The organism is Loigolactobacillus backii, from assembly GCF_001663675.1.
GTDB lineage: Bacteria > Bacillota > Bacilli > Lactobacillales > Lactobacillaceae > Loigolactobacillus > Loigolactobacillus backii.
The window spans coordinates 1,805,946-1,827,095 of record NZ_CP014873.1 but is presented as its reverse complement, the minus strand read 5'-3'; the positions used below and the strand labels follow the sequence as shown (position 1 = coordinate 1,827,095).

Sequence of the window (21,150 nt, the reverse complement as noted above, 5' to 3'; positions counted from 1 at the left end):
ATCCTTAGCTTTCTTTTAATATTGGTACCCGAACTTCAACACTGGTTCCCTGCTTAGGAAAACTAATAATTTTGGCAGTTCCGCCAATACTTGCAGTTCGTTCTTGAATATTATTTAAGCCGTAACTGCCAGCATTATCTGCGTCCTTCATAACGAAGCCAACACCATCATCTACAACCTTTAAGATAACAGTTTGATCCACCTGTTTCAAATAGACCTCTAACGACTTCGCCTTCGAATGCCGTAATGTATTGGATAAAAGTTCCTGAACAATCCGGAACAAATTGTCCTCCACACCACTTGCTAAATGAACGTCACTAATTTCCCATTTCATCTCTAATTGAATCTTGGTTCGCAATTCTTTTAATAATTGAATAATACCTTGTTTTAACGACTTACCTTCTAAACTAATTGGCCGCAAGTGTAACAGGAGCGCCCGCATTTCCGATTGTGCCTCGTTGATAATTGTTTCCACTAACTTTAATTGCTTAATCACTTGGGGTGTCTTTTCAGGTTTTGCGGCAATTTCATTTAAAGCGGATAACATCATCATTGCGGCGAACAGTTGTTGGCTAACCGAATCATGTAATTCACGAGCCAAACGATGCCGTTCCTGCGTGAGAATTTCTTCTTTTGTTTCCCCAGCAACGACCTTAGGCTGATTGCTGTAAGTCTGAATTTCTTGTTGCAAGGTCACCATTTTCTGACGTAATTTTTCGATTGTTTCGTTAGTGTCAAAGCCAAAAGTCTGATCAAACGAACTGCGTCCAACCTTCAATGCATCCGCTTCATATTGACCATTAGTCAACAAAGTTAGTTTGGCCTCAGTTTGATTAAATTGTTGGCGGACCAACAAATAAATCAGACTGGTCGTCAAAAAACCAGTTAATAAAGCCGCAACAATAATATAAACATAAACTGGTAAATACATAATCTGGGCGGTAAATAAAGTTAAAAACCTTTCTGCGTGATTAATCGCAAAAAAGTAAAAGAAAAATAACACGTTAATAACCAAAAAGCAGAGCAAACTACTAGTTGCAAATAACAAACCGCGGGATAATTTTGTCATACAAATAACACCTCTAAATCACCAGCCAAAACGTTAGTTAAGATCTTAACGCGGCGTTCATTTGTATCATAATCATCACTATAAAAGGTTAATTCGTCATTACCCACGTGATAGGCCTTTCCCGCAAAATTAACATTACCGATCATTGCAGTGTGATCCAGCATCACAGCCGTTCCAACTGGGACAAGTATCCGGGTCCGGCCAATTCCCTTACGCACAATAATGACACTATCAGCCTTGGGCAACAATGTGTTTCCTAAATCAATGATGGTATCCCCAATTGCAATGCATAAGTTAATATCGTCCCACTCAAAGACATCGCGCCCAATCGTTTGATTGCCAAACCACGGATGGCGAATTCGCTTACCATTTTTAGGTGTCGGTTCAGTTGTCTCAACCGCAACAAACTGTTTACGTGCCCACGGTACCCACGCTCGTTTTAAATCGCCGACTTTTAAATCATGTCCCTTAATAACCGTGAACAATAGACCGATTAAAAGCATAACCCAAATGGTTGGATTAGTGAAAATTGTAATAATAATTGCTAAACTACCAAATAACCAAAAAAAACTAGTTAAGAAGCGTTTATGTCGTTGTTTAATTGCTAAGCGCAAACTTAGAATTCCTAATACCATAAAAATTAATTGGGGTGGATTAGAAAAGATTTGCCAACCCAGCACAATTAATAAACTGGCTTCAATAATCATAAAAAGACGCCAAGAGCCACGTTGCATAGTGCGACCTCCTTCTAGTTTTATTTTAGTATAGCCTAAATTTGGCCTAACAACTGTTTGCTTTAGTCTTAATTTTAATCGGCCTTAGGACTGATTTTAAAAGTTGCTCAAAAAAAGAGCCTGCGAATACCCCCCTGAATAACCATTGCTTCAACGATGAAGTTAATAGTTACTCAACATAAAGCATTCTTACGGCTCATTTTTCATAAAAGAACTTCTTTTACGACAATTGCTAATTACTTTCTACTTTAGTAATTGTAACGTTCATATCACCACCAGGCGTCTTGATGACAACATCGTCACCAACGTGCTTACCAATCAAGGCCCCAGCAATTGGTGAATCATTAGATATCTTACCTGCTAAAGGATCCGATTCGGCGGCACCGACAACCATATAGGTCTCTTCGTCATCTTCACCTTTTTCTTTAAAGGAAACAGTTTTACCAACAGAGACTTCATCAGAAGCAACTGCTCCGTTATCAACCACTTTTGCGTAGTGGAGCATATTTTCAATTGTTGAAACTCGTCCTTCAACAAAACTTTGCTCATCTTTAGCAGATTCATACTCAGAATTTTCAGACAAATCACCAAAGCCACGGGCAACCTTAATTCGTTCAACAACTTCCTTACGCGTCACCGTTTTTAACTTTTCTAATTCATCTTCTAATTTTTGTTTACCTTCAGCAGTCATTGGGAATTCTTTTTCTGCCATTTTATCCACCTCTTAAAATAATCTTAATTTATATTCAAACCATAACTTGGCCTAAATCGTCTAAAAACTTAAACCAATTTAAAACCCATAGCGCTAATGATATTTAAACAGGTCAAATCTGTCAAGTCGATTTAATTGATTGTTTGCTTTTTTTGTAAAATATCCCGTACTTTAGTGACCAATAAATCAATGGCAACTTGATTTTTCCCACCATCAGGAACAATGAGATCAGCGTACCTTTTAGTCGGTTCAACAAATTGATGGTACATTGGCTTAACTGTGGTAAGGTACTGATCAATAATATTAGTTAATGTTCGGTCCCGCTCACGCATATCCCGTTGGATTCGACGAATAATCCGCACATCATCATCAGTATCAACAAAAACTTTAATATCCATCAAATCACGAAGGCGCGGATCATCTAAAATTAGGATTCCTTCAAGAATAATAACATCCCGTGGTTCCTCGTGGATAACCTCTGCACTACGATTTAATACTTTATAATCATAAATGGGTTTATCAATCGCTTGCCGCTTTAATAGCTTCTTCAAATCTTGAATTAAACGATCGGTATCAAAGGCCAGCGGGTGATCATAATTAACCGCTCGGCGCTGCGCCATCGTCATCTTACTTTGATCCTTGTAATAAGAATCCTGTTCAAGTAATAAAACGGAGTTCTTAGAAAAGTGATCAAAAATGGCGTGTGAAACAGTCGTTTTCCCGGACGCAGTTCCCCCAGTCACACCAATGACAACTGGCTTATTCTTCATCATTAAATTTCCTCCAAAAATTTGCCTAACGAAAAACAGTCTAGACAATGTCTGACTGCTTTTTCGTTATCACTTTAATTAGTATCTTTATTTTTAGTCTGAATACCACTATTTGTTGTCATATGCTGTTCAAACGTCTGAGAATAATAAACTTTCCCCGTCTTAAGGTTAGCAACAAAGTATAAGTAATTTTGCTCCCGATCAGCTGGATGCATCACAGCATAAATGGATGACGCACTAGGACTATTAAATGGTCCCGGACCGTAACCTTTATTTTTATAAAGATTATACGGTGATTTCACTGCAGTATCCTTATTATAAAGATGTTTCTTATGGGTATTTAACGCGTACATTACGGAAATATCTGATTGTAGTGGCATCTTAGTATCAATTCGATTAAAGAAAACTCCGGCAATCTTTTTCCGATCGGCCGCCGTAACACCTTCTCGCTCCACTAATGAGGCCAGCGTTAGCACCTTCTGGACCGTCAAGTTTTGCGCTTTAATCTGACTATAATACGGCTTCATCACCGTATTTGTTTTGGCGACCATACTGTTGACCAACGTCTTTAACGTTAAGCCTTCATAATAATTATAGGTGGCCGGGAATAAATAACCTTCCAGGTGATAACGTACGTCCTTGTTTGCCATACTCGAAGTTAACAACTGCGGGTATTTTTTGACCAAGGTTTGAATATAAGCCTGATTCTTCATCAAGGCCAAAAATTCTTTTTTAGAATAAGGCGTCGCTTTAGCAATTTGATCACCAATTTGGTCAATTGTTGTTCCTTCGCGAACAAGAATATGATACTTGCTACTCATTTCACCACCATCACTCAATTTCTTCGTAACCTGAGCAAGAGACAGTGATGGCTTTAACGAGTAATAACCTGCTTGAAAAGAGGCGTAATTATGTGTCTTAACGTAGTAACTGAAAACAGTCCCACTTTTTATGACCTTGTCTTTTTGTAAAATTGCACCAATCTCTTTATTAGATGCGCCCACCGGAATACTTACTTCCACGGGCTTAGTTGCGTTTTTATCGTAAGGTTGAAGTGATGAATGGAAATACTGCATGCCAACCAAAATAACTAAAATAATTAATACAACTAATATACCGGCAATCCAATAAACAATACGATCCACAATTTTCTTTTCGGCAATCCGATCTTCAGCCAATTTTTCAGCGTGCTGCTGTAGATCGTTTTGTTTTGATTTTCTTCGATGTTCGGGTTGATTTCCGCCACGGTTATCCAAAGAAAGGCCTCCCTTATGTGCATTTTTCAATAGCCTTTAATAGTATACAAGAAAATAACGGCCCGTGCAGCAGCAGTTTTAGAAATTAAGAAAAACACAACACTTTAACGAATTACGGCACCAATTTGTTCAACTAAAGTCTTTTCAACTTTTGCAAAAGCCGTATTAACTTCATCATCCGTTAAAGTTGCACCGGGATTTTGATAAGTTAGCGTGTAGGCTAATGACTTCTTGCCTTTTTCAATCTTTGAACCTGTGTAACTATCAAATAGCGTCACGTTCTTTAAGTGAGCGCCACCTTTTGCAAAAATTGCATCAGTAATGGCCTGATTAGTAACATCACTGGCAACTAACAAAGCAACATCACGAGTGATTACTGGGTACTTAGAAATAGCCTGGTAAACAACTGCCTGCTTTTCTAACGTTAATAAAGCCGTTAAATTAAGCTGGAAGACATAGGTTGGTTTAATCCGGTAAACTTTCTCAACCTGTGGGTGTATTTGACCAACAAAACCAACTAACTGATCACCAACGTAAATATCTGCTGTTCGTCCAGGATGCATTTCGGCCCGCGTCGCTGTAGCATGATAGGTCACGGTGGCCTTTAAGTTAAATTGATTTAAAAGAGCGGCAACGATGCCTTTAATTTGATAAAAATCAACTGGCTTGGCCGCTTGATTCCACGTCTTTGCTTGCCAATCACCGGTCACTGCCCCGGCAACATATTCAACTTCTTCAGGACGGGTAGTTTTTGCATCTTGTTTTAAGAAAACACGGCCTTGTTCATACAAAGCAACGTTAACTTGTTTACGGGCAATATTATACGCCAAATTATCCAATAATCCACTTACCAAGTTCATTCGTAACACTGCATGGTCAACGGTCATTGGCCACGCAACACTAGTTGTCGCGGCCGGTATTAACGTAAATTGACTGGCCTTTTCACTGGTTGTCAAGGCATAGCTAATCGCCTGATTGAGACCACTGGCTTCTAATAATTGGGCCATCTGCCGAACTCGCCGTTGTTGGGGCGTTAAAATGCCTGGTGTTGAAGCCGAAGCCGGTAACGTGGTTGGCATTTTATCATAGCCGTAAAGCCGAGCAACCTCCTCAATTAGATCAGCGGGAATACTAATATCCCACCGGTGAGTCGGTACACTAACCTTAAATTGACCGTTCATTTCACTAACACCAAAAGCCAAGCGCTTAAATATTTTAGTAATCTCGGCCGCCGAAATTTGCATGCCCAGTACATGATTAATGCGTTCCTGCGAAACTTCGACAACAGTAGCTGCTGGTACAATCTTCGTTGGTGATAGAATACCTGCCAGCACATCACCATCACTAAAATCAGCGATTAGACTAGCCGCATGATCTAAGGCCGTTAAAACGGTCCCTTTATTAATTCCCTTTTCAAACCGTGATGATGCCTCACTACGTAAGTTATACCGCTGTGCCGATTTTCGAATGTGCATCGGATCAAAAATTGCTGCTTCTAAAACAACGGTTGTCGTTTGGTCAGTAATTTCAGAATCTAGACCACCCATAACCCCAGCCAAATTAATTGCCTTAGTCCCATTGGAGATCACAATATCATCGGCGCTTAATTCGTGCTCATTACCATCCAATGTTGTCAGTGCTTCGCCTTCAGTTGCCCGCCGCACCAAAATTTCTTTGGAACCAATTTTATCGTAATCAAAGGCGTGCATTGGCTGGCCGTAATCCAACATCACGTAATTCGTGACGTCAACTACATTATTAATTGGTCGAATACCCGCGTTCCACAACCTAATTTGTAGCCAAAGTGGGCTTGGTTGGATTTTAACGTTTTCGATCACGCGTAAATTATAACTCGGTGCATCTTTTTCAGCAGCAACGCTAGCCTGTAAAACATCAGTAACTGGTTTAGCAGTTTCTACCGGCTTGGCAACGTCAAAATGTGGTTTCTTAGCGTAAACTGCACCAACTTCATAAGCTACACCACGCATACTTTGTGCGTCCGCTCGGTTAGGTGTAATGGCCAAATCTAAAATTGCGTCGTCCATGCCTAAATAAGGGTACACCGGCGCACCAACCTTAGCATCCGCTGGTAAAACATAAATTCCATCGGCATACGCTTGTGGTGCTACATCAGTACTAAACCCAATTTCCTGTAACGCGCAAATCATTCCGTTAGAAACTTCGCCACGCATTTTACCTTTTTTAATTTTTTCATTGTTTGCAATCCGCGATCCTGGTAGTGCAACAATTACTTTTTGACCGGCAGCAACATTAGGTGCACCACAAACAATTTGAACTGGATCGCTAGCACCAAGATCCACTTGACATAATTGTAAATGATCAGAATTTGGGTGCGGCTTGGTTGAAACAACGTAACCCACCACAATCTTCTTCAGGCCAGCATCTGGGTGGAAGGTGTCTTCCACTTCAATCCCAGTCAAGGTAATTTTATTTGCCAATTCTTCTGGGGTGACATCTAAATCGATATAATCCTTTAACCAGTTATAAGATACTTTCATCAGGTTCTAGCCTCTCTTTTCAAATTGAGTTAAGAAACGGACATCATTTTGGTAAAAATTGCGAATATCATCAATACCATACTTCAGCATCGCAAATCGATCGATACCTAAACCAAATGCAAAACCGCCGTAAATTTCAGGGTCGACGCCGGCCGCCTTTAAAACATTCGGGTGTGTCATTCCAGCGCCTAAAACTTCAATCCAACCAGTATGTTTACAAACATCACAGCCCTTACCGTTACACTTAAAGCAAGAAATATCTACTTCAACTGATGGTTCAGTAAACGGAAAATAACTTGGGCGGAAACGAATTTCCCGTTCTTCACCAAAAATTTGGCGAATGGCAAATTCCAAGGTTCCTTTTAAATCAGCCATAGTAACATTCTTACCAATGTACTGGCCTTCCATCTGGAAAAATTGGTGTGAATGGGTTGCATCATCAGTATCACGCCGGTACACACGACCAGGACTGACCATTTTTAGTGGCCCTTGACTAAAATCGTGTTTCTCTAATTCACGGGCTTCATCCGGTGACATATGGGTCCGCATTAAAACATCTTTCGTGATATAAAAAGTATCTTGCATATCACGCGCTGGATGATCTTTAGGCATATTTAGCATTTCAAAGTTGTACTTTTCCTCTTCCACTTCATAACCGTAAACAACCTTGAAACCCATGCCCAAAAATGTATCCTCTAATTGTTCAATCACTTGCGAAATAACGTGATGTGCACCAATCTTAGGTTGATCCCCAGGTAAGGTCACATCGATTGTTTCTGTGGCCAATTGTTGCTCAATTTTTGCCTGCTCTAATTCTGCCTTCTTTTGGTCAACAACCTCGGCCAAAGCATCCCGAACTTTATTTGCAAAGCTACCAACTGCTGGTCGTTCTTCCTTTGTTAAATCCCGCATTCCGCGTAAAACCTCTGTGATTGGGCCTTTTTTTCCTAATAACTTAACCCGGATATCATTTAACTGTTTTAAATCACTTGCTGCTTTAATATCCTGACTACCCTTTTGCTGTAACTGAGTTAATTTTTCTTGTAAAGTGCTCATATTCAATCTCCTTTAACTGAATTAACAGCTGTTTATTTTTGACACAAAAAAACCCCACCCTAATAAAGGGACGAGGTTTCGCGTTACCACCCTAGTTCACAAGCCATAATTAAAAAAGGTGTGCACTCAGACAGGATAACGGCCTGTGCCGGAACTTTATTTGTGCTATGCACGCCCAAAGCCAACTCCGGAAGTGAAATTCACCAAGCATAGTCGGTTGACCTTCCATCAAAATAGTCAACTTTCTGAACGGCTAAGCTTAATTACTAGTTTCCATCTGCATTTTTAAACTGGTATTAATTGTAGCACAAAAGCCTAGTGCGTCAACTCCTCAACACATTGCTTTGCGTCAAGCCAAGTATCCGACCAACTATGAACGGCAGTAATAACCTGTTCAAGATCCTGACCTTGCGGCGTTAATTGGTATTCAATTAGTGCTGAATCAGAATAAGTTTTTCTTTCAACAATTTTTTCTTGCTCAAGTTCTTTTAAACGTTCAACTAATACCCGGTCGCTACACTTAGGAACTTTTTTTGCTAAATCTTTAAAGCGTTGCGTACCATCTTCGAGAAGAACGTCGACAATTAAACCATTCCATTTTTTTCCAAGAATTGTAAAAGTTTTTTGAAATTTAGGGCATAAGTGAAACTGCTCGCTTTGACATTCTGCAACCGTCTTTTCTGTCATAGTTCTCACCTCGAAATTATTCTAGCATACTTACTTTAAAAAAGTAAACCTATCTGACCAAAGCGCCATCTTCAAATTCCAGACAAGTAACAAAAAAAGCCGGGACAAAAGTCCTAGCCACTTACTATTTCTGAGCATTATTCTAGAATGTGCACCAAAAACAACTTTTGTCCCACTCCCTAGTGTTAGCCATTTAGTTTGGTTGTAAGATTTAACACTCGCTGCTTAAACGACTGTCTTAGCTTAGTCGCTTCAGGAATCGCGTATTCATCAATGGCACAATAATCATCAACCACTGAAACAATCAAGCTCTCTGGATAACGTGGCGGCGCAACTGTTGCACCCCACATATGCTTAATAATAATATCTTTTTCTTTTTTCGATAATTGAGTCAATTTTTCTGCATTACGTAACGCAATTCGCGGATGAATATAAGCATGGGTGCCCAGATCAAACTTAGTTGTCCGCCAATCATAATAGAATAGGTCGTGTAAAAGACCACCACGCGCAGTTGCCCGAGTATCCAACTTAAGCCTCTTGGCAATTAGATAACTACGGTAAGAAACATGAATTGAATGTTCTAGTCGGTTAGAAAAATGGTGCTGCGTGTAATCAGCTAGTCGTTTAACAGCGTCGGTCTCTAATAAATCAGCAACTTCATTTACGTATGCCTGATCATCTTGCCAGTTTAAAGTTTTTTTCATTCAATGGCTGCCTTTCTTCAATGAATTAATCTTACCCTAATTAAATTCAGTTTAATCCATTCCTAAGAAAATTGCGAACAATATCCTTGAATATTAAAGAAACTTAAGCTTTAATTGGTAGCGCTTAATTGAAACATTAAAATGCCGGCCGCAACAGCAACGTTTAGTGACTCTGCCTGCCCTTTTATGGGGATATACAGGTTTTTTGTTGTCATTTCTAATAACGACGCCTGCATTCCGTTTCCTTCATTCCCCATAACTAACGCAAAATCATTTTGAGACTTAATTGTTCGGAAATCAGCGGCGCCTTCGTTTAACTCGCTTCCGTAAACAGGTATTCCCGCTGCCTTAAAATCGGCAAACCAGGTTAGTAAATCGGACTCGTAAATTGTAATGTGAAATTGACTTCCCTGCATTGATCGGACTACCTTGGGACTATATAAGTCAGCACTATCCTGGCCCAACACAACACCATTAAAACCGGCGGCATCTGCTGTTCGAACCATTGTTCCGATATTTCCCGGATCTTGAATTTGGTCCAAAAGTAACCACGCACCATTTAAAGTTGCGGGTCTTTCCAGTTCGGGTAACTCAATTACGGCAAAGATTCCTTGCGTTGTAATCGTCTCCCCCAACGTCTTAGCAACTTCCCCTGAAATCCACTGAACGGCAACCCCATCAAGCCACGCGCTTTGTTCAAAAGCTTCGGTTGCTAACACGGCTTGAACTTTAGCGTTTGACTTAAGTACTTCCTTAACTAAGTGAATTCCCTCAATTAAATAACGTTGTTGGGCCAAACGCTCCTTTTTTCGCGCCAACTTGCGTAAGTCTTTGATATAATTGTTCTTGGAAGATTGGATTAATGACACAAAAACACGTCCTTCATTTTTTCTGCATTATACCATGATTTTTAAATTTATTGCTGTTCATTAAATGGAATCGAAAAAGGAGGCTAAAGAATGCGTACTGTTCAATTGACTGTATTCGGTCGTGTCCAAGGCGTTGGTTTTCGCTTCTCAACCAAACGCTTAGCAGATAAAATTGGTGTTAGCGGTATTGTGCGTAACTTAATTGATGGGTCAGTCTACATCGAGGCCAGTGGTAGTAACAAACAAATTGAGAAATTTATCTCTTCAATTAAGGCATCACCCTCACCCTACGGCAAAGTAACGCGCGTTGACCTTGAAGAAATTAAGCCAAGTAACTACCACGGCTTTCAAGTAACCGACTAAAGTCTCATTGAAAAATTGATTTCCTTCAAGTATAGTATTCTAGAAGACTTTACCTTGAAAGGAATTAAATAAATGAAGCAATCTAAACGCCTAATTACTTACGGCGGACTTTTTACGGTTTTAACTTTATTCTTATCGGCTTGTTCAAACCAACAAATTCATCGAACACCACCTACTGGTTTTCTTTACGGACCAATTTATAAGTTCCTTGGTCTACCGATGCAGCACTTGATCACCTGGATCGCAAAACTTTTCGGTAATCCACCTAACTATGGTTGGGCAATTTTAATTATCACACTCGTTGTTCGTTTAATTCTCTTACCATTAATGCTAAGCCAATCTAAGAAATCAACCCGGCAACAACAAAAGATGGCCGCAATTAAACCACAAATGGATGATATTCAAAAACGCCAAAAGGCTGCACAAACTAATGAAGAACGGACTGCAATTAGTCAGGAAATGATGACACTTTACAAAGACAACGGTGTCAGTATGACCGGCGGCATTGGCTGCTTACCACTATTAATTCAGTTACCTATTTTCTCTGCCTTATATATGGCCATCCAGTATGACCCAGTACTTTTTAAGAGTACCTTTATGGGAATTAGCCTAGGTCAAACTAACCTAGTGATCACAATCCTTGCAACGTTAACCTACATCATTCAGGGCTACATTTCCTTAATTGGACTACCAGAAAGCCAGAAACAACAAATGAAGACGATGATGTTAATGAGTCCGGCCATGACCTTCTTCATTTCCTTGGCCTCCCCGGCTGGTTTAGGCCTATACTTCTTGGCTGGCGGCTTACTAGCCATTTTACAGACAGTTATTACAAATTTCTACTATATGCCAAAAATTAAGGCCGAAGTGGCCGAAGAATTAAAGAAGAATCCACCTAAGCAAGTTGTTAAACCCGTGGAAGAAACTGTTAAACCTGCTACTAAGCCTAAAAAAGTAGCGGCTAAGCCAAACGCAAATTCTAATCAAAAGAATCGTAATTCTGGTAAACAACACCACGAACGGTAATTAAAAAAACGTCACTGACAAAATTGTCAGTGACGTTTTTTAGTTATTAAACTATCATTTAGCAACGCTTTACTTCGAATCATCAGTTGTCGCTATTGGCGACTCACCCTTAGGCAACGTATTTAAAATAGGAAAGCTCATTCGAAGAATCGTGCCACTACCCAGTACACTTTCTGCCGAAATTTTACCATGGTAGCTATCAACCAAGCGTTGAGCAATTGACAGGCCTAAACCATTGCCCCCTTTATCGCGGCTACGGGCCTTATCAACCCGGTAGAAACGATTAAAGACTCGTGCAAGGTCTGCTTCAGCAATTCCTTCGCCAAAGTCCTGCACAGCAATTTCGACTTGATTACCAGTACGTGCAATTGACAAATGAACTTCTTGTCGTTTTTCAGAATACTTGACGGCATTGTCCATCAAAATAATCATAATTTGCTCAAAGTGATCACGATAAATCTTAACGATCGTTGGTTGATCAAGATCATCGTCCAAGGTAAACGTAAAATCAGGATGAATTAGTTTGAAATTATTGAAGACTTGCTGCGTAACGTCCTTAACGTCAGTCTTTGCGTGAGGGTAATGAACCTCAACTTGTTCTGCGCGAGTTAGATCCAACATCTCTTGGACTAAGCTCTTCATTCGGGTGATTTCCTGGACGGAAGCACTAATTGACTCGGCCAAAACCTCAGGATCATCTTTTCCCCAACGGTTCAACATTTGTAAGTGGCCCTCAATAATTGCGACCGGGGTGCGCAATTCATGTGAAACATCTTCAACAAATTCTTCCTGCTGTTCAATGTAACGCTGCATTCGATCCAGCATATCATTAAAAAGGTTGGCCAAATCGGCTAATTCATCATTTCGCTTTACTTGGGGAATCCGTTCCGCCGATTGTGGATCATTCTTGATAATATCAATCGTATCAGTCATTGATTTAATCGGCCGCATGAAATAACTGGCCAAAAGGTACCCCACTAATCCACTAATCAAAAAAGCAAGTAACCCAATCCCAAAAAAGGCCTTCAACAGTTGATTCTGATCCTTGCGTAAGGTTCCCAGTTGTGTCGTCACCTGCGCGTAACCGATAATTTTCCCAGTAGTTCGTGAACGAATTGGCCGCCGACCAATAAAGCCGTTCACGCCATGAATCTTTGTTCGCTCAATATCAATATTGGCTGTCTTTTTAAATTTTGTTGGGATATTCCGTGAAGCAAAAATTGACTTACCATTAGGATTATAAACGCTGACGGTCACATCCTCACGGGCTAATTTAACAATAATCGAATCAGTATAGATGTTTTTCTTCGCGTTTTGATCACTTTTAGGAACCTCGTCTGCCGGCGTTGCCAAATCAGGACGAAGGTATGGTAAAACAGTTGCGTGCGTCAAGGTGTCGGACTGATTATTTAGGCGCTCAACCACTAGCGTCATCGTATCACGTAAGTTAGTCTGTTCTTGACCTAACATAATGGCAGTAAAGCGATTAAAAATTAAAATTGAAAAGATGGCAAAAACAATGAATATACCAAAAGCGGCACCCAACGCCCACTTCCATTTTAATGAAAAACGTCGAGCCCGCTTTTGTTGTTTATCAGCAGTGATGGATTTCACGAGCGCATCACGTACCCAGTACCACGAACGGTTTGAATATAGCTTTCCTCACCGTCTCGATCAATTTTATTTCGTAAATAACGAATATAAACATCAACTACATTCGTCTCGACTTCACTTTCATAGCCCCAAACCTTGTTTAACAAAACATCACGGCCCAGCACAACGTTGATATTTTCCATTAACGTTAACAACAGCTCGTATTCGCGCTTCGTCAAATCAATTGTTTCATTACCGCGTTTAACAACCCGATTTTCTTTCTCAATTGTTAAATCTCGATACGAAACAGTTGTTTGCTTAGCGTTATTTTGCTCGCCTTCAATATCAATCCGGCGTAGTAAAGCCCGTAAACGAGCCAATAGTTCTTCGATGGCAAATGGTTTAACAATATAATCATCGGCACCATGATCTAACCCCGAAACACGATCAATAACTGAGTCCCGCGCCGTCATCATAATAATTGGTGTGTTCTTGACTTGGCGAACACGTCGACAAACTTCTAAACCATTTAGCTCAGGTAACATTAAATCTAATAAGATGGCGTCCCAATCAGTTGCTAGCGCAGCATCTAAACCTGTTCGTCCATTATAATGAACAGCCGTTTCATAACCTTCATGTTTCAATTCAAGCTCAACAAAACGGGCCAGATTTTTTTCATCTTCAATAATTAGAATTTTACTCATTCAACCGCACAACTCCTTGAAAGACTATTAACATTTTCACAGTGTTACGTCATAATCGTATTTTTTATTTACTAAATTCAAACTTTAATAATTAAATATCTCATACAAAATAGTATTTTACCATGAATAGTGTAAAAAAGCCACCAATTCCCTCTAAACTAACTCACAGACCATTACCATAAAATGATAAAAAAATGATATAAAACAAAAGTTGCTCTACTTGGGTAGTTAACTAAAAACTACCCCAATAGACTCATGTTTTATATCATCAATTTAAAAACGAATTAATTTTATTGTTCTTTGTACCATGAATAATGGAAACTACCGTCACGATCTGTCCGCTCATAAGTGTGGGCACCAAAGAAATCGCGTTGGGCCTGAATAATATTTGCTGGTAATCGTTCTGCACGGTAAGAATCATAGTAAGTAATTGCAGAAGTGAAACCAGGAATTGGCACACCAGCCTTAACGGCAATACCAACTAAGTCACGAACTGCTTCTTGATACCGTTTAGCAATATCTTTGAAGTAATCATCCAGTAGTAAATTCTGTAATTCGGGTTCTTTGTCGTAAGCATCCGTAATATTCTGCAAGAAGCGTGCCCGAATAATACAACCCTCACGCCAAATGCTAGCAATTTCACCATATTGAAGATTCCAATCATAGTGTTTAGAGGCAATTCGCATTTGTTCAAAGCCTTGGGCATAACTCATAATTTTACTGAAGTATAGGGCTCTACGGATCATTTCAACAACGCTGTCCTTGTCAAAAGAAACTTTACCCTCTGGTTTTGGTAAAACCTTACTTGCAGCAACACGTTCAGTTTTCATCATTGAAATATAACGTGCATAAACGGACTCCGTAATTAGCGATTGTGGAATTTCAAGTTCTAAGGCGTTACTTGAACTCCATTTACCAGTTCCCTTATTCGCTGTCCGGTCCAAAATTTTATCAACAATTGGCTCACCAGAACCAAGATCATCTTTGCGCGTTAAAATATCGGCAGTGATGTCGATCAAATAACTATCTAATTCACCTTTATTCCAATCGGAGAAAATAGCCGCAATTTCATTAACGGATAAACCAACCACATTTTTCAATAGGTTATAGCTTTCAGCAATTAGTTCTTCATCACCGTATTCAATCCCATTATGGATCATCTTAACGTAGTGACCAGCCCCATTGTTCCCAATATAAGTCACACAAGGCTTGCCATCTTTAGCTTTAGCGGCAATCTTTTCAAAGATCGGGGCAACTAAGTCATAAGCTTCCTTTTGACCACCAGGCATCATCGAAGGTCCTTGTAAGGCACCTAATTCGCCACCAGAAACACCAGTCCCAATAAAATTAATACCGGACTTGTCTAATTCTGCGTTACGGCGCATTGTGTCTTTGAAGAAGGTATTACCACCATCAATTAAAACATCACCCTTATCCAATAAAGGTAAAATTTCTTGAATGACAGCATCCGTTGCTGCACCGGCCTTAACCATCATCATAATTCGACGTGGTTTTTCCAGTGATGCAACAAAATCTTCAATCGTATAGCTAGGTACCAAATTCTTATCCGCGTGCTCCTTGGCAACAGCCTCTGTTTTTGAGCCTGTTCGGTTGAAAATGGCAACCGTATAACCGCGACTCTCAATGTTCAGTGCTAGGTTCTTCCCCATGACGGCCATACCGACAACGCCAATTTGGGGTTTTTTATTTTCCATAAATCATTGAGCCTCCTTCAATAGTTAACACTCTTATCCTATCAAAAACAGTCACTAAATAAAAGTAAAAGTGAGTTTGCAACACAAAAAAAGCTTTAGCGCCATGGCCGCTAAAGCTTTTAAACAGGTTCTAGTTATTTAGTATAACCTGTGTTGACTACTTGTTTGCCATCATAGAAGCCGCAAGTTGGGCAAACATGATGTGACATTCTTAATTCACCACAGTTTGGGCATGGGCTCAAGTTAGGCGTAACTAATTTAATGTGTCCGCGACGTAGACGTTTACGCGCCTTTGACGTTTTTCTTTTTGGTACTGCCATTAAATCCACCTCCTTAAAATAAATTATCTTAATCGTTTTGAGCTTAGTCTTCTGGTTGATTCGAATCAAATAAGCCTTTTAACTGCGCAAAACGCGGATCAACTTGTTTCTTCTTTGCTGCCTGCCGCTGATTGTAAGTATCTTCAGAGATAACTTCCCAACCGCTACCTTTTGGCATATCGGCATCACCTTGTTGCTCACTAGTAGTTAATATCTTTAGTGGAATCTGCAACAAAATGTTATCTTCGACTGCCTTATCAAGGTTCAAGGAGCCATCTTCCAATGGAATCACAGAATCTGACTGCTCGTCACTTGCGGCTTGTTTAGCGGGCGCATAGATTTCACTAACTGCAAAATCAAGTGGCAGCGTCACCGGCTTTAAAGAACGTGTGGAAGGTAAGGTTAAAGTAACCTTGACCTTCAAGGATGTGATAACCTTGTTACCATCTAACGCGATCAACCCGGTAACAAGTACAGGACTAACATCAAGTAAATCAGCATTACGAGTTTGTAATGACTGCTTTAAATCAAGTGTTTCCTTAATATTTAGTGGTGTTTCACGGTACTTCTCAAGTTCAAGTAACGACCATTTCATCGAAGATACCTCCTAACGCAACGACAATAATTATAACTGTGAAAAATAGCTTTGTCAACGCATTTTCCTTAACACGATAAAACACTGACTTAACGGGGTTTTGGCCTAAATCTTGTTTACTTTCTCTACAAATCATAAAAACTACCAGCCAGCTACCGTACTTTTTATTTTTTGCAATAAAACAATTGACCCAACAACTATAAGGGTACAAGATTAGGGTATGCTGACAAACAAAGCCACTATTAAGTAGCGTAATTTATATTATTATAGGAGGTTCTTTTAATGGATAACGTTTTAACCCTAGAATTAACGAACGGAAAAACAATGACGTTAAACGAGGTCACTTCTGTTCGAATCACTACTGATGACACGGTCATTACGTCTAGTCCCCGCGACTTTTTAAATATCGGTCGGGCTGTAAAATACGACATTCTCTATGAAGCGGGAACTCTAACCTTAGCAAGTGATGAAGTTAAGGCTGCTCATGTGGTTGAACAATAGTTAACTAAAATGGAATTGTGGTAAGCTTTTTTACCACAATTCTTTTTTATTACGTTAAATTAAATCGGCTTAGTCAAGAAGAAAATTTTAAACTCGAATCGGGCTGCGGCCAAAATCTTGTGCACAGCCACTTTGTTGTTCATATAACCAATCAGCCTTAACCTCCAACGCTAATAACCCATTTTCGCCTCCTACCTCCTGATCAACCCGACTAATTAGTGGCACTTCTAGGTCCTGTTTGACTTGGTGAAGGTAAGCTTGGCCCTTTTTATTAAAGCCCAACAAACGAATGTAAGACCGCTCTAAGGTCGTCGTGATTTCTGTCTGTTTAATATTCAACAAGACATATAAACAAAGGCGCTGCAAACGTGTATAAGTATAACGTTTGGACTTTAAAGCCCGTAATAGCTCTGAAAAGTTGGCCGTTTGATGAACGACTTTCTTAAAACGATATTCCAAGCCTTCAGTCATTTGGTAAATTTGGCCTAACTCAAATAAAGAACTGGATTCGACCTTATACTTCAAATAGGGAAAGAGCGTCGCCCAATTCATAATTGGTTGCGTCGTTAAAGATTGATAAGTTGCGGCAGGTACAACCTTTTCCAAGGCCGCGTGAGAAAAATTAGCCGCAGTAACCAAATGGCGAATGGACGTTGCACTAGCAATCGCACTACCATTTAGTTCTTGGTCCAAGTACTGAGCACCACTTCGTGCAATCGGAATCAATTTTAATGGCTTGGCCAACTTTGCATTACTAGTTGCGTAACTGAGCGCCAATAAATGATTTGGCGCATCACTATTTAAATTTAGCGTATCCTGATAGTACTGATTTAATTGCGTAGCGTAGGTCTGTTTGTAGTCGCGAAAATAAGCGTGCCTGGTAGGTAACGTCGCCAATCTTTGCCCAATTGCCTGGTAGTCAATCTGTTCATTTTCGGTGCCAAATGCTAACGCTGAGCACCCTAGCTGGCTCAAAATTGCAAGTGCCCCTTGCGCAAATCGATCAGCAGGTTCAACAGCAGTCGCCAAAGGTAATTCCACAACTAAATCAACACCATTGATTAATGCCGCTTTAGTGCGCTGCCATTTATCAATTATTGCCGGTTCGCCACGTTGAAGATAATTACCACTCATGACTGCAATCAGCACGTCCGCCTGGGTTCGTTTTCGTGCCTGCTGTAAATGGTATAAGTGTCCGTTGTGAAATGGATTATATTCAACAATCATTCCCGTTGCTTGTAGCAATTTAATCACCCTTTTGTGCAACAAAAAACCAGCGAATACTGTCAGGAGAGACGATTTTATCACCAAATTCTGCTCGAACAATAACATCAGTAAAACCAGCTGCAAGGAGTGCTCGGCGAATGACTTCAATCGGGTAGGTCCGTTCCTTATGCAACTCACTAATCTCCTGGTAAGCCTGGCGTTCATCATCCCAAACAAAGAAAGTTAAGTCGTGCTCAATCGAATGTGGCTGCTCACCAACGTAACTGGTCCACATAAAGGCCTGATCAACGGATTTATAGTTATACATGTACCCAGGAAAAAGGTCATCAATTTGGTGTAATGAGTGCATATCAAATAAGAACTGACCGCCCGGCTTCAAGCAAGCAGCAACTTGTTGAAAAACCTGCTCAATACTTGCTTCATCTGGCATGTAGCATAATGAATCATCCAAACAAGTCACAATTTCATACTGGCCGATATCACTTAAATCCAACATATTACCTTGAATAAGCGGTAAAGTTACCTGATTTTCCACCGCGTGATTTGCTGCAAGGGTCAGCATCTCCTCCGACAGATCGAGCCCAGTAACTTGATACCCTTTTTTGGCTAGTTTAACGGCAAGAATACCCGTTCCACACGCCAATTCCAATAATTCCTGGGCATTTTTTTTAGCGTATTTTTGAACAAAAGAAAGCCACCTATCATATAAGGTGGTATCCATCATCTCATCGTATAGTGTGGCAAAAGTTTGATAAATCATGCGTCAATCCAATCAGCTACATCAACTGTCTCAGCATTCGACCAAAGTTTTTCAAGGTTATAGTAGGCCCGTTCTTCCGGGCTGAAAATATTAATAACAATATCTCCTAAATCAACTAAAACCCATTTACCTGAGTTTTTACCTTCCACCCGAACAACCTTAACGTCCGCCAATTCTTCTTTTTCTTCGATTTCATCTAAAATAGCGTCCATTTGTCGTTTTGAGTTGCCTTGCATGATTACAAAATAATCAGCTAATAGGCTAACTTCACGAACATCTAAGGCAACGATATCTTCAGCACGCTTACCATCGGCGGCACGTACTGCAATTTCTAACATTTCTCGACTATCCACTAACAATCAATCCCCCTCTAATTTCATAAAACGGTTATAACATCAATTTGATCATAAATCCTTATTTTGCAACGTATGCATTATAGGTCGCAATCGTTTTTGGATATATTTTTTTATTCGTACTCAATAAATAATTGAGCGTTTGTTTAATTTCAAACGCAACCCCAGCATCTAATGAAGTTGCCGCAGCTTGTCGTGCTGCCTCTATTCCCGGAAAATCACGTCCTGGTTCAATAAAATCCGCTACAAAAATAATTTTATCTAGCTTTGTCATATTGTCCGAGCCGATTGTATGCTGCCGAACGGCATTCAAAATTTGCTCATCGTGAATGCCCAATTCACGTTCAATAATAAAGGCTCCGACAACACCGTGCCAAATACCATTATTATAAGCCAATAGTTCTGGATCAAAGCCTTCTGTCCGAATCAAGGCCTTATATTCCTCATCAGGACGTTGCTTAGCGTAATCATGAACTAAGCCGGCTAAACCGGCCCGCTGCTTATCTCCACCATAACGTTCGGCCAAATCAAGTGCCGTTTGTTCAACTCGTAAAACATGTTGAAAACGACCATCACTTAACTGCGCCTTAATGCGTTCTAACAAAGTCTTCCGATCAAATGGTACTAATTCCTGACGATAATTGACATTAGCCACGGTAAAGCCCCTCTCGTTCAATATAATCCAAAACCTCATCCGGCACTAAATACCGAATTGACAGTCCACAAGCCAATCGTTTACGAATCATTGACGAACTAACATCTAAAGATGGTGCGTCCACCCAAAGCACTGGATATTGACTATGAACTTGAAAATCAGGTCGTTTAACACCAACAAATTGAACCAACTCTAATAATTCATCGATTCGGTGCCAATGTGGCAAATCATTGACCATATCGGCCCCAATAATAAAATAATAATCCGTATCTGGATGCTGTTGTTTTAGATTGGACATCGTATCATACGTATAGCTAATTCCACCGCGCTTAACTTCTGCCAATTCAATATCAAACAAGGGATTGCCAGTAATGGCACGTTTAACCATCGCAACCCGGTGATCAGCCGAAATCGCATTTTTTGGGTGTTCATGCGGCGGATTAGCATCAGGCATAAAATAGACCTTTTCTAAACCTAATTGGGTTCCTACTGTTTGCGCCATAATCAAATGACCAATATGGGGCGGATTAAAAGTACCACCCATAATGCCAACCTGTTTATGTCGTCCATTATCTAAAATCTTTTTTTTAGTTTCAACTGTTATTACAGGTTGGGTTAATGTTTCATTAGCCACAACTTACACCTCTTTATAAAGCTGCTACTTGAGCAGAAATTCGTTGATACTTTTCTTTTTCTGCTGGACGATATAATACTAACACATGACCAATAATTTGTGCGACAACTAGTTTGGGTAATGCCGTAGTTAAGTCAGTCGCAACCTCTTTGGCCGAGACCGTTGTGTTTTGTAATAAATTAATTTTAATTAGCTCATTTCGTTCTAAGCTTTCATCGATTTGGCGAATAAACGTCGCCGTCAAACCATTTTTACCAACTTGAAAAACTGGCCGTAACCGATTGGCACGCGCCCGTAAAAAACGTTTTTGTTTACCTGTTAACGTCAT

Annotated in this window: 24 protein-coding genes and 1 other annotated feature; of the genes, 3 read left to right on the top strand and 21 right to left on the bottom strand. The window is 40.0% G+C overall.

Annotated features, from left to right (window positions below; genetic code table 11):
- Window positions 1–4: 4 nt before the first annotated feature.
- The 10 genes from AYR53_RS08250 to AYR53_RS08205 all read right to left on the bottom strand — a co-directional run bounded on the left by AYR53_RS08250 (window position 5) and on the right by AYR53_RS08205 (window position 10,376).
- Window positions 5–1,069 (bottom strand): sensor histidine kinase, encoded by a 1,065-nt coding sequence (locus AYR53_RS08250; RefSeq protein ID WP_068223724.1) that lies wholly within the window; start codon window positions 1,067–1,069, stop codon window positions 5–7.
- The gene (gene liaF, locus AYR53_RS08245; RefSeq protein WP_068223721.1) at window positions 1,066–1,803 is read right to left on the bottom strand and encodes a cell wall-active antibiotics response protein LiaF; all 738 of its coding nucleotides are present in this window, start codon (window positions 1,801–1,803) and stop codon (window positions 1,066–1,068) included. Before liaF ends, AYR53_RS08250 begins: the two co-directional genes overlap by 4 nt.
- Window positions 1,804–2,035: 232 nt before the next feature.
- A complete protein-coding gene (gene greA, locus AYR53_RS08240; RefSeq protein WP_068223718.1) occupies window positions 2,036–2,515 on the bottom strand; it encodes a transcription elongation factor GreA in 480 nt (159 codons plus the stop codon).
- Between the two features lie 131 nt (window positions 2,516–2,646).
- Window positions 2,647–3,288: a uridine kinase gene (udk, locus tag AYR53_RS08235; RefSeq protein ID WP_068223715.1), complete on the bottom strand. Its 642-nt coding sequence runs from the start codon at window positions 3,286–3,288 to the stop codon at window positions 2,647–2,649.
- A 71-nt stretch (window positions 3,289–3,359) separates the two neighbouring features.
- Window positions 3,360–4,463, bottom strand: coding sequence for an endolytic transglycosylase MltG (gene mltG / locus AYR53_RS08230; protein WP_068281280.1), 1,104 nt, complete (start codon window positions 4,461–4,463; stop codon window positions 3,360–3,362).
- A gap of 182 nt (window positions 4,464–4,645) precedes the next feature.
- Window positions 4,646–7,060 carry a phenylalanine--tRNA ligase subunit beta gene (gene pheT / locus AYR53_RS08225; protein WP_068223712.1) on the bottom strand — a complete coding sequence of 805 codons (2,415 nt, stop codon included), beginning with the start codon at window positions 7,058–7,060 and terminating at the stop codon, window positions 4,646–4,648.
- A gap of 6 nt (window positions 7,061–7,066) precedes the next feature.
- Window positions 7,067–8,116: a phenylalanine--tRNA ligase subunit alpha gene (gene pheS, locus AYR53_RS08220; protein WP_068223709.1), complete on the bottom strand. Its 1,050-nt coding sequence runs from the start codon at window positions 8,114–8,116 to the stop codon at window positions 7,067–7,069.
- A 63-nt stretch (window positions 8,117–8,179) separates the two neighbouring features.
- Window positions 8,180–8,405, bottom strand: a binding site (T-box leader).
- Between the two features lie 26 nt (window positions 8,406–8,431).
- Window positions 8,432–8,803 (bottom strand): winged helix-turn-helix transcriptional regulator, encoded by a 372-nt coding sequence (locus tag AYR53_RS08215; RefSeq protein ID WP_068223705.1) that lies wholly within the window; start codon window positions 8,801–8,803, stop codon window positions 8,432–8,434.
- A 185-nt stretch (window positions 8,804–8,988) separates the two neighbouring features.
- Entirely contained in the window at window positions 8,989–9,507 is a 519-nt protein-coding gene (locus AYR53_RS08210) for an HD domain-containing protein (protein WP_068223702.1), read from the bottom strand.
- 110 nt (window positions 9,508–9,617) lie between these two features.
- The gene (locus AYR53_RS08205; protein ID WP_068223699.1) at window positions 9,618–10,376 is read right to left on the bottom strand and encodes a TrmH family RNA methyltransferase; all 759 of its coding nucleotides are present in this window, start codon (window positions 10,374–10,376) and stop codon (window positions 9,618–9,620) included.
- Between the two features lie 90 nt (window positions 10,377–10,466).
- On the opposite strand from AYR53_RS08205, the gene AYR53_RS08200 reads away from it, so the two are divergent.
- Together AYR53_RS08200 and yidC are read left to right on the top strand one after the other, a co-directional pair.
- Window positions 10,467–10,739 carry an acylphosphatase gene (locus tag AYR53_RS08200; RefSeq protein ID WP_068223696.1) on the top strand — a complete coding sequence of 91 codons (273 nt, stop codon included), beginning with the start codon at window positions 10,467–10,469 and terminating at the stop codon, window positions 10,737–10,739.
- A gap of 72 nt (window positions 10,740–10,811) precedes the next feature.
- Window positions 10,812–11,765, top strand: a complete 954-nt coding sequence (gene yidC / locus AYR53_RS08195; protein ID WP_068280836.1) for a membrane protein insertase YidC — start codon at window positions 10,812–10,814, stop codon at window positions 11,763–11,765.
- A gap of 69 nt (window positions 11,766–11,834) precedes the next feature.
- Here the strand turns inward: yidC and AYR53_RS08190 are convergent, their stop codons facing one another.
- The 5 genes from AYR53_RS08190 to AYR53_RS08175 all read right to left on the bottom strand — a co-directional run bounded on the left by AYR53_RS08190 (window position 11,835) and on the right by AYR53_RS08175 (window position 16,692).
- Window positions 11,835–13,379, bottom strand: a complete 1,545-nt coding sequence (locus AYR53_RS08190) for a HAMP domain-containing sensor histidine kinase (RefSeq protein ID WP_068280838.1) — start codon at window positions 13,377–13,379, stop codon at window positions 11,835–11,837.
- Window positions 13,376–14,062, bottom strand: coding sequence for a response regulator transcription factor (locus AYR53_RS08185; protein ID WP_068223686.1), 687 nt, complete (start codon window positions 14,060–14,062; stop codon window positions 13,376–13,378). Before AYR53_RS08185 ends, AYR53_RS08190 begins: the two co-directional genes overlap by 4 nt.
- Before the next feature lie 290 nt (window positions 14,063–14,352).
- Window positions 14,353–15,777: an NADP-dependent phosphogluconate dehydrogenase gene (gene gndA, locus AYR53_RS08180; RefSeq protein WP_068223683.1), complete on the bottom strand. Its 1,425-nt coding sequence runs from the start codon at window positions 15,775–15,777 to the stop codon at window positions 14,353–14,355.
- Between the two features lie 134 nt (window positions 15,778–15,911).
- On the bottom strand, window positions 15,912–16,097 hold the full coding sequence (gene rpmF, locus AYR53_RS13320; RefSeq protein ID WP_075168969.1) for a 50S ribosomal protein L32: 186 nt from the start codon (window positions 16,095–16,097) through the stop codon (window positions 15,912–15,914).
- 43 nt (window positions 16,098–16,140) lie between these two features.
- A complete protein-coding gene (locus AYR53_RS08175) occupies window positions 16,141–16,692 on the bottom strand; it encodes a YceD family protein (protein WP_068223680.1) in 552 nt (183 codons plus the stop codon).
- Window positions 16,693–16,974: 282 nt separating this feature from the next.
- Here AYR53_RS08175 and AYR53_RS08170 point away from each other — a divergent pair, with 282 nt between their 5' ends.
- On the top strand, window positions 16,975–17,193 hold the full coding sequence (locus AYR53_RS08170) for a hypothetical protein (RefSeq protein ID WP_068223677.1): 219 nt from the start codon (window positions 16,975–16,977) through the stop codon (window positions 17,191–17,193).
- Window positions 17,194–17,280: 87 nt separating this feature from the next.
- Here AYR53_RS08170 and AYR53_RS08165 read toward each other — a convergent pair whose 3' ends face one another.
- The 6 genes from AYR53_RS08165 to yhbY all read right to left on the bottom strand — a co-directional run bounded on the left by AYR53_RS08165 (window position 17,281) and on the right by yhbY (window position 21,150).
- Window positions 17,281–18,438 (bottom strand): nucleotidyltransferase, encoded by a 1,158-nt coding sequence (locus tag AYR53_RS08165; protein WP_225359779.1) that lies wholly within the window; start codon window positions 18,436–18,438, stop codon window positions 17,281–17,283.
- A gap of 1 nt (window position 18,439) precedes the next feature.
- A complete protein-coding gene (locus tag AYR53_RS08160) occupies window positions 18,440–19,180 on the bottom strand; it encodes a class I SAM-dependent DNA methyltransferase (protein ID WP_068223674.1) in 741 nt (246 codons plus the stop codon).
- Window positions 19,177–19,518 (bottom strand): ribosome silencing factor, encoded by a 342-nt coding sequence (rsfS, locus tag AYR53_RS08155; RefSeq protein ID WP_068226197.1) that lies wholly within the window; start codon window positions 19,516–19,518, stop codon window positions 19,177–19,179. The genes AYR53_RS08160 and rsfS overlap by 4 nt, the downstream gene beginning before the upstream one ends.
- Window positions 19,519–19,594: 76 nt before the next feature.
- Window positions 19,595–20,188, bottom strand: coding sequence for a bis(5'-nucleosyl)-tetraphosphatase (symmetrical) YqeK (yqeK, locus tag AYR53_RS08150; protein ID WP_239691356.1), 594 nt, complete (start codon window positions 20,186–20,188; stop codon window positions 19,595–19,597).
- Complete coding sequence (locus tag AYR53_RS08145; protein WP_068280842.1) at window positions 20,181–20,822, bottom strand: nicotinate-nucleotide adenylyltransferase; 642 nt, start codon at window positions 20,820–20,822, stop codon at window positions 20,181–20,183. Before AYR53_RS08145 ends, yqeK begins: the two co-directional genes overlap by 8 nt.
- 13 nt (window positions 20,823–20,835) lie before the next feature.
- Window positions 20,836–21,150, bottom strand: a complete 315-nt coding sequence (yhbY, locus tag AYR53_RS08140; RefSeq protein ID WP_068223663.1) for a ribosome assembly RNA-binding protein YhbY — start codon at window positions 21,148–21,150, stop codon at window positions 20,836–20,838.